The sequence below is a fragment of the Pseudophaeobacter arcticus DSM 23566 genome (assembly GCF_000473205.1).
GTDB classification, from domain to species: Bacteria; Pseudomonadota; Alphaproteobacteria; order Rhodobacterales; family Rhodobacteraceae; genus Pseudophaeobacter; species Pseudophaeobacter arcticus.
The window spans coordinates 94,704-108,797 of record NZ_KI421507.1; the positions used below are offsets into that span (position 1 = coordinate 94,704).

Here is a 14,094-nt window from a genome sequence, read left to right on the forward strand (position 1 = left end):
GGAGAGAATAGATGCTTCAACCAAAGCGTACAAAATTCCGTAAAATGCACAAAGGCCGGATCAAAGGCGACGCCAAAGGCGGCTCCGATCTGAACTTTGGCACCTACGGCCTCAAGGCAACCACACCTGAGCGCGTCACCGCGCGTCAGATCGAAGCTGCCCGTCGTGCCATGACCCGTCACATGAAACGTCAGGGTCGTGTCTGGATCCGTATCTTCCCAGATACCCCAGTGACCTCCAAGCCCGTCGAAGTTCGTATGGGTAAGGGTAAAGGTTCCGTGGATTATTGGGCATGCAAGGTCAAACCTGGCCGCGTGATGTTCGAAATCGACGGCGTCAACGACGATGTCGCCCGCGAGGCCCTGCGCCTGGCCGCGATGAAACTGCCGGTCAAGACCCGCATCGTGGTTCGCGAAGACTGGTAACCCCGGTCATCTAACCCCGATCATCGGAAAAATTAAAAACCCCCGCTGAGAAATCGGCGGGGGTTTTTCTGTTGCAGGCTGTCGACCCGCTGCGCGTTCAGGCCTTTGTCGCTGCTGGCGGTGCGGATGCTTGCTGGTATCTCCCCTCGTCTGAGAGCCTTAAAGGCCGCTAGCCATCTGCGCAGCTCTCGCAGGGGCCACAAGGGGCAGGGTAGAATGTCGCATTTGTATTTTGGAATGTGAGCGCTAGGATGCTGGGCAGATGCACCTTTGCGTAATAGTGAAAGACGCCCTGCCATGATCCGCACCATTGTGACTGTCGCCATGCTTGTTCTCCCTGGTCTTGCCTTTGCGCAGGGGCTTGATGTGCAGCCGGTGATGCCGGGGATCTGGGCCATCGTTGGCCCCACCGAGCAACGCAGCCCGGACAATCATGCCAACAATGCAACCTTTGGTCTGGTCGAAACGGATGCCGGCGCAGTTCTGGTAGATCCGGGCGGGTCCTGGGCGGGAGCCGAGGCCCTGCACGGGGTTGTGCGCGGGCTCACCGATCAGCCAGTGAAATACGTGATCAACACGGGCGGGCAGGATCACCGCTGGCTTGGCAATGGCTATTGGCAGGCCCAGGGCGCAACTGTCATCGCCTCAGAGGCGGCGGTCAGGGATCACAAAGACCGTGCCTCGTTGCAGATGTCGGCCCTGGCACAATTGCTGGGGGACGACCTTGAGGGGACTGAGCCGTCCTTTGCCGATATCACCTTTGAAAGGGATTATCGGTTGGATGTCGGCCAGATGCGTTTTGACATCATGCACCGGGGCTCAGCCCATACTCTGGGTGACAGCTTTGTCTGGCTGCAAGCGCAGGAGGTGATGTTCACGGGCGATATTGTCTATGTCGATCGCATGTTGGGGATTGGTCCGGCAGGGGATAGCGTCAGCTGGCTGGAGGTGTTTGATGCCATGGCGGCTTTTGGCGCCAAACATATTGTGCCGGGCCATGGCAGAGCGACGGATATTGCCCAGGCGAGGGCGGAAACCCGTGATTACTTGTCCTATCTGCGCAGCGAGATCGCCAAGGTGATCGAGGCCGGCGGATCCATCGAGGACGGGACCCATATTGATCAGTCCCAATTCAGCTACCTGGCTGTCTTTGATCAGATTGCCCGGAAAAACGCGCAAAGTGTCTATATGCAGATGGAATGGGAGTAGGCCTGCGGATTTCACGCTGAGCGGCACATTTCTACCCCAGGTGGCCGCAGCGACTGGCGGATTGTGGCCTGTCTCAGAATGTGTTTGGGTCGTTCCTGTGCTTCCTCAGCGAAGCCGGGTACCAGAGATAAACTGTAAGCCGGGGCACAAGCCGTACCTGGCCCAAGTCCCCACTGAAATCATCTGAGAGACTGTGACATGCGCCAATTGCTAAGCCCTGATGCCGTTCATCCGGCCATCAAAGAAACGATCCGCAGCTACCACCAGGACATTGTGCAAGAGGTCATGGAGGCGGTTGCTGACAATGGGGTTGTTGTGATCGGTATGAAACATAATCCGGTGGTGTCAAAGGCGCGTAAGTCGCTGCAAGAGGCAGGTATCCCCTTCACCTATCTGGAATATGGAAGCTACACCTCGCAGTGGCACAGGCGGCTGGCGCTCAAGATGTGGTCGGGCTGGGCGACCTTTCCGATGATTTTTGTTGACCAGGTGCTTGTTGGTGGCAATTCGGAACTGCAGCGATTGCTGCGTGATCCCAACCCTGACATGCCGTCTTTGCAGCGCCGCTGATACCCTGGCCACTGTGCTGTGGTGATCGGACTTTGCCGCTGTCCTGTAGCCTATAAGGGCTGCTTTTTATGCAAATAGGATCACTTAGCCCTCGCTCCGCTGGGTTTTCCCAGTTGAAATTAAGGAAAAAAAAGCACTTGGAAGGGTAGATACTCTGCAAGTAGTGAATAGGTTGGGCGCAGAGTATGGCATTGTTATTTAAAAGAAAGTCTCAAAAAGAGATTTCCGAGATTGAGACGAACAAGGTTATTGCGGGTCTGATTGACCGGACTCAGGCGACTATTCAGTTCGATCCTCAGGGAAAAATTTTAACCGCGAACAAGAATTTTCTTGCGGCTGTTGGCTATGACCTGGAGGAAATTGTCGGCAGGCAGCACTCGATGTTTGTGCCAGAGGAGTTTGTCCAAAGCCCCGAATATGCCGCCTTCTGGGAAAGGCTGACCAGGGGTGAGGATATTACCGACCAGTTCCCCCGCGTGACCAAGGATGGATCGACAATCTGGATCCAGGCCACCTATGCCTCCTGCCTGGGGGCTGACGGAAAATTGGAGCGGGTGGTGAAAGTGGCCAGCGACGTGACCGCGCGGCGTCGCGGTCTTGAGGAGGTCGCCGAAGGGCTGGAGGCCCTGCGCCATGGCAATTTGGTGCACCGGGTTGAGGTGTCGGAGATTGCGGACATTGGCAATCTGGGCAAGGCCTTTAATGACTCTGTTGAACAGCTGGAATTGACAGTGACCAACGCCAAAACGGTCTCTGTTGGGGTGGGGCGTACTGCGGGGGAGATCAGCCAGTCCTCCAGTGACCTGTCAGAGCGCACCGAAAGCCAGGCCGCAACACTGGAACAAACTGCAGCAGCGCTAGAGCAGCTGACCGCGACCGTGCAGTCCTCTGCCGAGGGGGCCAAAAAGGTTGAAGAAATTGTCAGTGAGGCGCAAACTGTTGCCATGCAGAGCGGAGATGTGGTTGGCAAGGCAATAGAGGCCATGTCCAAGATCGAAGGCTCTTCTGATGAAATTGCCAAGATCATCACCGTCATTGACGACATTGCCTTTCAGACCAATCTGCTGTCGCTGAACGCGGGGGTCGAAGCCGCGCGCGCCGGTGAGGCCGGGCGTGGCTTTGCCGTTGTTGCCTCAGAGGTGCGCGGCCTGGCGCAGCGCTCTGCCCATGCCGCCGGGGAAATCAAGGACCTGATCGCCCAGAGCCAGCATCATGTGGGCAGCGGTGTTGACCTGGTTGGACAAACGGGTGCAGAGCTGGAGCGGATCATCGAAAGCGTGGGCACCATTACGGTGCATATCAGTGAGATTGCACGCGGCGCAGCCGAACAATCCTCGGCTTTGTCGGAAATCAATACAGGTGTTGTGCAGCTGGACCGGGTGACACAGCAAAACGCCGCCATGGTTGAAGAAACCACGGCCGTCAGCCTGACCCTGTCCAACGATGCAGGTCAATTGACCCAGCAATTGGGCGCCTTCAAGGTAACGGCTGAAAGCGGCGCAACCGTGGTGCCTTTGCCTGCGGCATCACCAATGCAAGAGCGCAACGCAACGCCCGCCCTGTTGCAGACCGGCACTGGCGCAGCTGGGGCACAGTTTGTGCCATCTGCGGTATCCGCACATGGGACACCGCCGGGCTGGGATGATTTTTAACGGCCCTCTCGCACTGTTGTGCGGGGGATGGGGGGCGGGGTATTCCCTCTGAAAATCCAATAAACGCAACGGTCCGGATTTCTGGGCCGTTTGTGTGTCCACCCTTTGCTTCATCCCCTTTTGCTGGCCGTTTGGAAAATCCCTGGCGATTCAGAGGGGTCAACCGGATGCAAAAGCAATATTGACACCAGCCAGGCCTGCCGCGACGGTGGCGCCACACTTTTCTGGGGGCATCAGGGTGACACAAAGCACGTCGCGTTTTCCGATAATTCGCACCGCCGGGCTGGACGGTATGCTGGTGACCTTTTCAGATGCGCTGAGCGAGTCCTCAAACCGCGCTACTCTGGCTTTTGGCGCGGCGGTGAAGGCCAGCGGCTGGTCAGGGGTTGCGGAGGTCTCGACCTCGCTGGCCTCTGTCTTTTTGCGTTTTGACAGGACTGTGCTGCGCCATGAGGCGCTCGAGACCCTGCTTTGGGAGTTATTGGAGCAACAGGACTGGCAGCAGGCGGCCTTGCCGGGCGGGCGGCGCTTGTGGCGGGTGCCGACGGTGTTTGGCACCGATCTGGCGCCGCAACTGTCCGAGGCCGCCGATGCCGCCGGAATGAGCGAAACCCAGGCCATCGAGAGCCTGGGCAGCGCGCGGGTGCGGGTTTTGACCATTGGATTTGCACCGGGGCAGCCCTATCTGGGACCTCTCGGCGCGGAATGGAACCTGCCCCGCCAAACCGAGCTGACCCCACAGGTGCCAACCGGAGCACTGGTGCTGGCGATCAGCCAGTTTGTGCTTTTTGCCACCACCGCGCCCACAGGCTGGCGTCACGTCGGCCAAACCGGGTTTCGCGGATTTCAACTGGGCAGACCGGAACCCATCGCCCTGCGGCCCGGGGACGAGATGATTTTTACGCCGGTCAGCAGATCCGACTATGATCGCTTCTGCCTGGAGGACAGCCATTTTGGCGGTGCCAGCCACGAGGAGATCCCAGCATGAGCGGGCTCAAGGTACTTCGCATTGGTCCGCTTGCCTCGATCCAGGATCAGGGGCGCCCGGGACAATTGCAACAAGGGGTCTCTTGTGGTGGCGCTGCTGATCTTTTGGCCCTGGCCGAGGGCGCGGCGCTGTTGCGGCAAGATGCACATCTGGCCGCGCTGGAGATGGCCGGGATCGGCGGGCTGTTTGAGGCAACCGGCCCCCTGCGTATTGCCCTGACGGGGGCACCGATGCAGGCGAGCCTTGATGGCGAAAGCCTCGCCTGGAACGCCTCGCATCAGGTCCAGGCGGGGCAGAAACTGGAGATCGGCGCCGCGCGCAAGGGGCTATATGGCTATTTGCACCTGGGCGGTGGCATCGCCAGCGAGGTGCTGCTTGGCGCCCGTGCCGTGCATGTGATGTCTGGTCTGGGCAGCCCTGTCGCGGTGGGGGATCTGCTGCCCTGCGGTGCGGACCGTGGTCGCGAAGTTGGACTTGGGCTGGTGGCTGAGGACCGGTTTCAGGGCGGAGCCTTGCGGATCGTTGAGGGCTTTCAGTCTGATTTATTTACCGCCGAGGTGCGGGCGCGGTTTGCCGATACAGCCTTTAAACGGGGCAGTCGGGCCAACCGGATGGGGGTTGAGATGATCTCTGACGGGGCGGGGTTCTCGGCGGCAGGGCAGCTCAACATCCTGTCCGAGGTGATCCTGCCGGGGGATGTGCAGATGACCGGCGACGGCAAACCCTTTGTGCTGCTGCGCGAGGCGCAAACCACCGGGGGCTATCCGCGGATCGGCACGGTTTTGCCCTGTGATCTGAGCAAGGTGGCGCAGGCACAGGCCGGGATGGATCTGCAGTTTGTTTGGGTTACTCTGGACGAGGGGCTGGCGATCCAGGCCAGACACGATGCTATGGTGAAAGCGCTGCCTTCGGCCTGCAAGCCCCTATTGCGTGATCCGGCGATGATGCAGGATCTGCTTTCTTTTCAACTGGTCAGCGGGGTGGTCTCGGCAGAGGCGGACCCTTTTGAATCTGGAGACATCACATGAGCAACACTGACGCGGTAAAAACGAGCACGGCAAAAACTGTCGATCTCAACGCGGATATGGGCGAAAGCTTTGGCCCCTGGACCATGGGCGACGACACCGCTTTGCTGGATATTGTGACCTCGGCCAATATCGCCTGTGGTTTCCATGCGGGCGATGCGGATGTGATGGCCGCGACCATGGCGTTGGCGCGGGACAACGGCGTGGGCATCGGGGCGCATCCCGGTTTCCCGGATCTGCAGGGCTTTGGCCGTCGCAAGATGCAGATGACCCCGGCCAGCCTGGGCAATATGGTGCGCTACCAGCTGGGCGCGGCACGCGGCATGGCGGCAGCGCAGGGCGCCGAGGTGCGGCATTTGAAATTGCACGGGGCGCTGTCCAATATGGCCTGTGTTGATCACGCCATGGCGCGCGCCTGCTATGAGGCGGCACTGGAGGTGGACCCGGATATCATCATCATGGTTCTGGCCGCCACCGCAATGGAAGAGGTGGTGCGTGATCTGGGCTGCAACTGGTGTGGCGAGATCTTTGCCGATCGGGCCTATAATGATGATGGCACCCTGGTGGATCGCTCGTTGCCGGGGGCGGTGATCCATGATGCGGATCTGGCCGGGCCGCGCATCCTGCAGATGGTGCAGGAAGGCGCGATCATTACCGAAAGCGGCAAGCGCATTGCCACCTCGATTGATACCATCTGCCTGCATGGGGATACGGCCGAGGCGGTGCAGCTGGCGCAATCCGTGCGCAACAGTCTGCAGGCCGGTGGCGTTGAGCTGGCGCAGTTCAAAGGCCGCAGAGGCTAGCGGATCCTTGATCCTCAGCCCTGTTCCTCAATGCCCAGGCCCTCAGCTCAGCTCAGGCCCTCAGTCCATGGCATTGAGGATCAGGGTGGCAATCTGGGTTGAGGAATGAACGCCCAGCTTGCCATAGGCGCGGCGGCGCAGGGTGCGAATGGTGTTCTCAGAGACCCCCAGCTCCAGCGCGGTGCCTGCCACGCTGAGCCCCTGCACCCCCAGATCACAGACCTCGGCCTCGCGCGGGGTGAGGGCGCCAAAGGGACCGGCATCCCGGTCGCGTAGGGCGGACGCCCGTCCACTGGCCACCTGTCCAATGGCGGCGGCCCCGGCGATCCGGTGGCGCAGCCCGATCAGCTCATGCGCCAGTGGCAGAACCTGTTGCAGGCGCTGCATATCCTGGTCAGAGAGCCAGCCGGATTTTTCGCCTCGCAAGAAGAAGGATTGAAAGCCAACCCGCTCATTCAGGGAGGAGACCGTGACCCGTTCGATGACCTGATCGCGGGCGTAGATCGGGCTGATCGGATCTTCGGGGCTCGGGCGCCAGCGCTCGATCATCAGCCCGCCGGTTTGGGCGGCACGGATCCGTTGCAGGATGCTCTGCATCAGGCGCTCGTTCTTCAGGATCGTGCTGGCATTCCGGTTGAACCAATAGCCGCTCATCTCGCCCGCCCAGATCGACAGGACGGGCGTCGGGCGGGCCATGTCCGGGACATAGAAGGTGCCAAAATTGGCAATCTCAGCCGCGGTGCGAATGTAGCGCAGCAGATGGCGGGCAAAATCCGGCCGCACAACGGCGGCTGCAAGCTCGGCAACACCGTCACGGGGGAGGGGCCTGGGCGGAAAGATGTCACTCATTCGGGTGACAGACTGGCGCGGTCACTGTGGAATAGTCAAGCCACTTCCACAGATCCCAGCTGCGAGGCCCGGCCATCATGACCAAAGTCTTTTCAACCCGGCAGCGCCCGATCCATCTGGGCCCCTTTCCGTTGGAGCGACTGGTGCGCGGGCCGATGCCGGATCTTGGTGCCGTGCCTGCCGCGCAGCCGCTGGAGTTCCGCCGTCCCACGGCGCCTGCCTCGATCATCAATGCGATGGGGGAGTATCAGGCGATGATGGATGCGGTGCGCGATGGGCTGGTGAACAAGGCACAGGCCAGCTGTCCCGGTGATCCACAGGAGCGCGCCGATCATATCAAGGCCTTTGGCTATTTCGCGGATGCGGCCATGGTGGGGATCGGCCCGGTGCCAGCCTCAGCCCGGCTGGCGCAGCCCTATCGCAACCCGGATATTGACCGGCTGTCGGAGGATCTGAAAACCCGCCAGACAAAGACGCTGGCGGCGGGCATTGATCACATCATGGCCGACCTCAAAGAGGCGATGCAGGCGCCGCCGACCACCATTGGCGATCATAAGCACGCCATTGTCTTTCTCTATGACATGCCGCGTGATCCGCGCGTCGATGAAGAGGGCGCCGAGTGGATCCAGGGGGCTGCCCGCCACCGGGCCTGCCTGCGTGCCAGCGAAACCGCCGTGGTGCTGGCCAATTATATCCGGCTGTTGGGCTGGGATGCCAAGGCCCATACCGGCACCTCGTCCGATGTGGACCTCAACCAGTTGGCGGTGGCCGCTGGGCTGGTCACGGTGCAGGAGGGGCATCTGGTTTGCCCCTATCTGGGGGACCGCTTTGGTCTGGCGGTGGTGACCACCGATTTTGACCTCGCCATGGACCGGCCGCTGCTGCCGCTGGATCAGCAGCCGATGGTGCAGCTCAAGGGGCCAAAATGGTGGTTGGGGCTGGGCTCGCAGCGCTCTGCCCTGAATGGCGATCCCTTCAAGGCGCGCGATTTCAAGGATGGCCCGCACCCCTTTGAAACGCTGAAACGGGTGGCGGATCCCACTACCTATATAGATGAGCCCAATGTGGCACGGGTGCCAAAACGTGCCGATATGTTTGCCCGCAGCCAGTTTGGGGACATGGGAAAGGGCAATCAGACGGCAGCCACGGGTGGCTTTTATGTGCGCAAAGCAGCGCCGTCGATGGCGCAGCGCCGGATGCTGGGCGCCTTTGTGCTGTTGCAGGATGGCACGCCCGCCAGGGGCCCGCGCCCCAGCGATGCGGCGCGCAATGCTGCCAATATCAAAGCGGCCAGCTATTGGCTGGGCATTGATGCGGTTGGTATCAGCCGCTGCCCGGACTGGACCTGGTACAGCCATGACGCCACCGGCGCCGAGATCCACCCCGAACATGATCAGGCGATCAGCATGATTGTCGATCAGGGCTTTGACACCACCGAGGGCACCTCGGGGGATGACTGGATCGCGGTGGCCCAGTCGATGCGGGCCTATCTGCGGTTCTCGCTGCTGGGCGGTGTCATTGCCCGCCAGATCCGCAACTTGGGCTACAAGGCCAAGGCCCATACGGTGATGGATGGCGAGGTGTTGCAGCCGCCCTTGCTGCTGCTCTCGGGCCTGGGAGAGGTCAGCCGGATTGGTGAAGTCATCCTCAACCCCTTTCTGGGGCCAAGGTTGAAATCCGGCGTGGTGAGTACCGATATGCCGATGACCCATGATGCACCGATCGACTTTGGCCTGCAGAAATTCTGCGAGGCCTGCAATAAATGCGCCCGTGAATGCCCCTCGGGGGCGATCACTGCCGGACCCAAGCTGATGTTCAACGGCTATGAGATCTGGAAAAGCGACAGTCAGAAATGCACCACCTACCGGATTACCACGCCGGGCGGCGCCATGTGTGGGCGCTGCATGAAAACCTGCCCCTGGAACCTGGAGGGCATCTTTGCCGAGCGCCCGTTCCGTTGGGCGGCGATGAATATTCCCCAGGCCGCGCCGGTGCTGGCCAAACTGGACGATGCGCTGGGCAATGGCGAGATGAACCCGGCCAAGAAATGGTGGTGGGACCTGGAGATGCAAGAGGACGGAGGCTACCGCCCGACACGCCATCCGGTAAATGCCCGTGCCCTGCAAAAGGATCTGGATCTGAAGTATGAGGACCAGACACTGGCGGTCTACCCGGCGCATCTGGCGCCGCATCCCTGGCCCTACCCCTTCCCGATGGACCGCGAGGCCGGGATCGAAGCCTACCAGCAGATGATCACAGCCGAGGACTACAAGGCGCGCCGCGCCAAAGGAGAGACCGGCACCTGGGATCACCGCTATAGCAGTGATGTGGACAGCCCGGTGCTTGGCGTGCGGGTGTCGCGGGTCGACGCCATGAGCCCGGAGGTGACCAAATACGAATTTCAAAGCCTGGACGGCTCCCCCTTGCCGGAATGGACGGCGGGCGCCCATCTCGACATCGTGGTGGCGCCGGAATACCTGCGCCAGTATTCCATGTCCGGTGACCCGGCGGATCGCTCCAAATACCAGATCGGGGTGCTGCGCGAGGACGCCGGGCGCGGCGGCTCGCTGCTGTTGCACCGGATCTTTGCCGAGGGGCGCAAGATTTTTATCTCCAAACCGATCAACCATTTCCCGCTCAGAGAGGAGGCTGCAAAATCCTACCTCATGGGCGGTGGCATCGGGGTGACGCCAATGATCGCCATGGCGCATCGGCTGCATGCGCTGGGCCAGGAATTTGAGCTGCATTACTCGATCTCCAACCGGGCGGCGGCGGGCTATCTGCAGGATCTTGCGCAGATGCCCTGGTCCGACAGGGTGCATATCCATGTCTCGGCTGAGGGTACGCGGGCTGATCTGGATCTGCTGCTGGCAGGCTACGCGCCGGGGCAGCATGTCTACACCTGCGGGCCGGATCGCTACATGGAGGCGGTGATGCAGGCGGCAGAGCGGCAGGGCTTCCCCGAAGAGGCGCGCCATCTTGAGTATTTCTCGGTGCCAGAGCTGCCAGAGTATGAAAACCATACCTTTACCCTCAAACTGGCCCGGTCGGGCAGGGTGCTTGAGGTGCCTGCGGACAAGACCGCAACCGATGTCTTGCTGGAAAACGGCGTTCATATCGACGTGAAATGTTCGGACGGTATTTGCGGCGTGTGCAAATGTGGCCTGTTGTCCGGTGAGGTCGAGCACCGCGACTTTGTGCTGTCCAAAGCGCAGCGCAAGGATGCAGTGATCCTGTGCCAGTCGCGGGCCGCCCACAAGGATGGCACCATCGAGGTGGACCTGTAAGCGGCAGGGGCTGCCCTAGTGGCCGAACCAATTGGGAAGTGTGGTTCGAAACTGAAACCGCAGGCTCTTGCAGCGCAGGACAGAGCTGGCCTCGTCCCGCACCGGGGATTGCAGGCTGCTCCAGGCGGTTTCTTCGGCCTCCTGCCAGGGCAGATGCGGCAGCGCCTCTGCCTCTGCAAGCTTGTCCACCGCTTCCTTTGCCGCCTGCTGCCAGGCCTTTCCGGGGCTGCCTGGGCCTTTGGTATTGGCCACCTCATGGCGTACCTCGGTCATGGCCGACAGGGCAGCGACATCCGCATATTTCAAATGGGCAAGGTAGACCCCCCGTGGCATGGCAAAGGGAAACTGTGCCAGCCGTGCCGGGCGCAGCTGAATCCCATGACGGCGCAGCCCGATGGGCCTGCGGACCGCCCAGGCCTTGCTATAATGGCCGGTAAAAACGGCGGCGCGGGTCCTGGCAAAGACAGGTGCTTTGGGGGCCTCGGCTGCGTCAGCTTCTGCGTCTGAGAAATCAAACAGATTAAACCCAAGCGCAAAAAGCGCAGGCGCCTGTTGCTGGGCCAGCATGTCGGCAAGCGATCCCCAGCGGGCGGGATCCAGGCAAATCAGCTCATCCGCATCTGTTCGAATGACCCAGTCATAGATCTCCAGCAGGCCCTGTTGAAACCCATTCAGCATCCGTCCCCGCCAATGGTCAAACCCCTGCAGGCGATCCCGCGGGATGGTCAGCACCGAAGCGCCGGGGCAAATCTCCTGAATGCAAGGATCCGCGCCGTGGGACACAACATACAGATTCTCGGGGCCAAGCAGCCGGCTGTAGTGGCGAAACCATTGGGCCAAAGCCCAGTGGTCCTTATAGACCATGGTGAGTGCACAGATTTTCATGCCCGCACTATGCGAGCACCGCAGTCGCTCGCCAAGAGCGTTTCATCAGAAAGCAGGACGACCTGAACGCGGATCTGGCGTCCTGGACCGGTTTCTGAACCGCTTCTGACCGACTCGACATCCCCCACCAGCGACTCACAGGAGGGGGAACAGCAGGCGAGTCGCCGGGTTGTCTTGTAGGTGGCGGTTGCCAAATAACTACATGTTGAGAGTAGCCCTTTGGTCCGGCTGCAAACGCTGCAGTGCCTGTGGGGGCAGGTCGTATGGAGCGAGAATTTTCTGCCAGATTGAATCGGCTTAAGGCATTGAAAATATTAAATAATAGTTCTCTTCTGAAAAAAGGCACTGATTTTGTAATTTAGGTCTTGCGGGTTTGTTGAGTTAACACTAGAACCCCCTCTACCGGCAGCGGCGACGCGGTTTGGTGGGTTGCTTCGGCGGCCGGACGGGCCGGAGAGACGGTTGTGACGCTCGGGAGAGACCGGGGCATCTGGGGGGTGTGATGAGGCGGTTGCGCTAAGGAATTGGCGCGGTGGTCTTGTTTTTGGCCTTTGGGTGTTGCTCTTTGACATTGATGATAACTGAAGAGATATGTGGGCGGTTTGGTTCGTTTCGATGGATCAACGTCTGTATATCAACGCTCTTAGTAATATTGCGGCGCTCAAGTAGCGCAGCGGTAGCGCGATGATAGAGTGTCAGCTTCACTGTTTGAACGGTTCACTGTTTTCTTATGAAAACTGTGTACATCAAACAGATGACTTCCAATGCGTGTTCAATCCTTAGCCGGGTGAACATATGGGCCTGCCCCCAANGGTGGCCCTGAGTATTGGAGATGTGCAGAGGTTCGAACGTCAAGGATAAGCAAGCGATTGCTTTTCAACTTGAGAGTTTGATCCTGGCTCAGAACGAACGCTGGCGGCAGGCTTAACACATGCAAGTCGAGCGCACTCTTCGGAGTGAGCGGCGGACGGGTTAGTAACGCGTGGGAACGTGCCCTTCTCTAAGGAATAGCCACTGGAAACGGTGAGTAATACCTTATACGCCCTTCGGGGGAAAGATTTATCGGAGAAGGATCGGCCCGCGTTAGATTAGATAGTTGGTGGGGTAATGGCCTACCAAGTCTACGATCTATAGCTGGTTTTAGAGGATGATCAGCAACACTGGGACTGAGACACGGCCCAGACTCCTACGGGAGGCAGCAGTGGGGAATCTTGGACAATGGGCGCAAGCCTGATCCAGCCATGCCGCGTGAGTGATGAAGGCCTTAGGGTCGTAAAGCTCTTTCGCCAGAGATGATAATGACAGTATCTGGTAAAGAAACCCCGGCTAACTCCGTGCCAGCAGCCGCGGTAATACGGAGGGGGTTAGCGTTGTTCGGAATTACTGGGCGTAAAGCGCACGTAGGCGGATCAGAAAGTATAGGGTGAAATCCCAGGGCTCAACCCTGGAACTGCCTTGTAAACTCCTGATCTTGAGTTCGAGAGAGGTAAGTGGAATTCCGAGTGTAGAGGTGAAATTCGTAGATATTCGGAGGAACACCAGTGGCGAAGGCGGCTTACTGGCTCGATACTGACGCTGAGGTGCGAAAGTGTGGGGAGCAAACAGGATTAGATACCCTGGTAGTCCACACCGTAAACGATGAATGCCAGACGTCAGCAAGCATGCTTGTTGGTGTCACACCTAACGGATTAAGCATTCCGCCTGGGGAGTACGGTCGCAAGATTAAAACTCAAAGGAATTGACGGGGGCCCGCACAAGCGGTGGAGCATGTGGTTTAATTCGAAGCAACGCGCAGAACCTTACCAACCCTTGACATCCTTGGCCCGCCAGAGAGATCTGGTTTTCTCGCAAGAGACCAAGTGACAGGTGCTGCATGGCTGTCGTCAGCTCGTGTCGTGAGATGTTCGGTTAAGTCCGGCAACGAGCGCAACCCACATCCTTAGTTGCCAGCAGTTCGGCTGGGCACTCTAGGGAAACTGCCCGTGATAAGCGGGAGGAAGGTGTGGATGACGTCAAGTCCTCATGGCCCTTACGGGTTGGGCTACACACGTGCTACAATGGCATCAACAATGGGTTAATCCCAAAAAGATGTCTCAGTTCGGATTGGGGTCTGCAACTCGACCCCATGAAGTCGGAATCGCTAGTAATCGCGTAACAGCATGACGCGGTGAATACGTTCCCGGGCCTTGTACACACCGCCCGTCACACCATGGGAGTTGGATCTACCCGAAGGCCGTGCGCCAACCTTTCGAGGGGGCAGCGGACCACGGTGGGTTCAGCGACTGGGGTGAAGTCGTAACAAGGTAGCCGTAGGGGAACCTGCGGCTGGATCACCTCCTTTCTAAGGATGTATCTAGATACTTGGTTGAGTTACCAACGCGCTCAAGTAGCGAAGCGGTAG

At 59.7% G+C, this 14,094-nt stretch carries 10 protein-coding genes and 1 rRNA gene; 9 read left to right on the forward strand and 2 right to left on the reverse strand.

The features are described 5' to 3' along the window. Positions 1-11: 11 nt before the first annotated feature. The 7 genes from rplP to ARCT_RS0104560 all read left to right on the forward strand — a co-directional run bounded on the left by rplP (position 12) and on the right by ARCT_RS0104560 (position 6,672). Entirely contained in the window at positions 12-425 is a 414-nt protein-coding gene (gene rplP / locus ARCT_RS0104530) for a 50S ribosomal protein L16 (protein WP_027239000.1), read from the forward strand. Positions 426-722: 297 nt separating this feature from the next. Next, entirely contained in the window at positions 723-1,634 is a 912-nt protein-coding gene (locus ARCT_RS25420; RefSeq protein ID WP_051360542.1) for an MBL fold metallo-hydrolase, read from the forward strand. A gap of 198 nt (positions 1,635-1,832) precedes the next feature. Continuing rightward, positions 1,833-2,204: a glutaredoxin gene (locus ARCT_RS0104540; RefSeq protein WP_027239001.1), complete on the forward strand. Its 372-nt coding sequence runs from the start codon at positions 1,833-1,835 to the stop codon at positions 2,202-2,204. 191 nt (positions 2,205-2,395) lie between these two features. Then, complete coding sequence (locus ARCT_RS0104545; RefSeq protein ID WP_027239002.1) at positions 2,396-3,856, forward strand: methyl-accepting chemotaxis protein; 1,461 nt, start codon at positions 2,396-2,398, stop codon at positions 3,854-3,856. Positions 3,857-4,094: 238 nt separating this feature from the next. Then, the gene (locus tag ARCT_RS0104550; protein ID WP_027239003.1) at positions 4,095-4,844 is read left to right on the forward strand and encodes a 5-oxoprolinase subunit B family protein; all 750 of its coding nucleotides are present in this window, start codon (positions 4,095-4,097) and stop codon (positions 4,842-4,844) included. Next, positions 4,841-5,872 (forward strand): 5-oxoprolinase subunit C family protein, encoded by a 1,032-nt coding sequence (locus tag ARCT_RS0104555; protein WP_027239004.1) that lies wholly within the window; start codon positions 4,841-4,843, stop codon positions 5,870-5,872. Before ARCT_RS0104550 ends, ARCT_RS0104555 begins: the two co-directional genes overlap by 4 nt. Further along, positions 5,869-6,672, forward strand: a complete 804-nt coding sequence (locus ARCT_RS0104560; protein ID WP_036784397.1) for a LamB/YcsF family protein — start codon at positions 5,869-5,871, stop codon at positions 6,670-6,672. The genes ARCT_RS0104555 and ARCT_RS0104560 overlap by 4 nt, the downstream gene beginning before the upstream one ends. A gap of 60 nt (positions 6,673-6,732) precedes the next feature. Here the strand turns inward: ARCT_RS0104560 and ARCT_RS0104565 are convergent, their stop codons facing one another. Beyond that, on the reverse strand, positions 6,733-7,521 hold the full coding sequence (locus ARCT_RS0104565) for a LuxR family transcriptional regulator (RefSeq protein ID WP_027239006.1): 789 nt from the start codon (positions 7,519-7,521) through the stop codon (positions 6,733-6,735). A 77-nt stretch (positions 7,522-7,598) separates the two neighbouring features. Between ARCT_RS0104565 and ARCT_RS0104570 the strand changes: the two genes are divergently transcribed. Beyond that, positions 7,599-10,808, forward strand: a complete 3,210-nt coding sequence (locus ARCT_RS0104570) for a 2Fe-2S iron-sulfur cluster-binding protein (protein ID WP_027239007.1) — start codon at positions 7,599-7,601, stop codon at positions 10,806-10,808. 15 nt (positions 10,809-10,823) lie between these two features. Here the strand turns inward: ARCT_RS0104570 and ARCT_RS0104575 are convergent, their stop codons facing one another. Continuing rightward, the gene (locus ARCT_RS0104575) at positions 10,824-11,693 is read right to left on the reverse strand and encodes a glycosyltransferase family 2 protein (protein ID WP_027239008.1); all 870 of its coding nucleotides are present in this window, start codon (positions 11,691-11,693) and stop codon (positions 10,824-10,826) included. Positions 11,694-12,570: 877 nt separating this feature from the next. On the opposite strand from ARCT_RS0104575, the gene ARCT_RS0104580 reads away from it, so the two are divergent. Beyond that, positions 12,571-14,034, forward strand: a 16S ribosomal RNA gene (locus tag ARCT_RS0104580). Positions 14,035-14,094 lie beyond the last annotated feature (60 nt).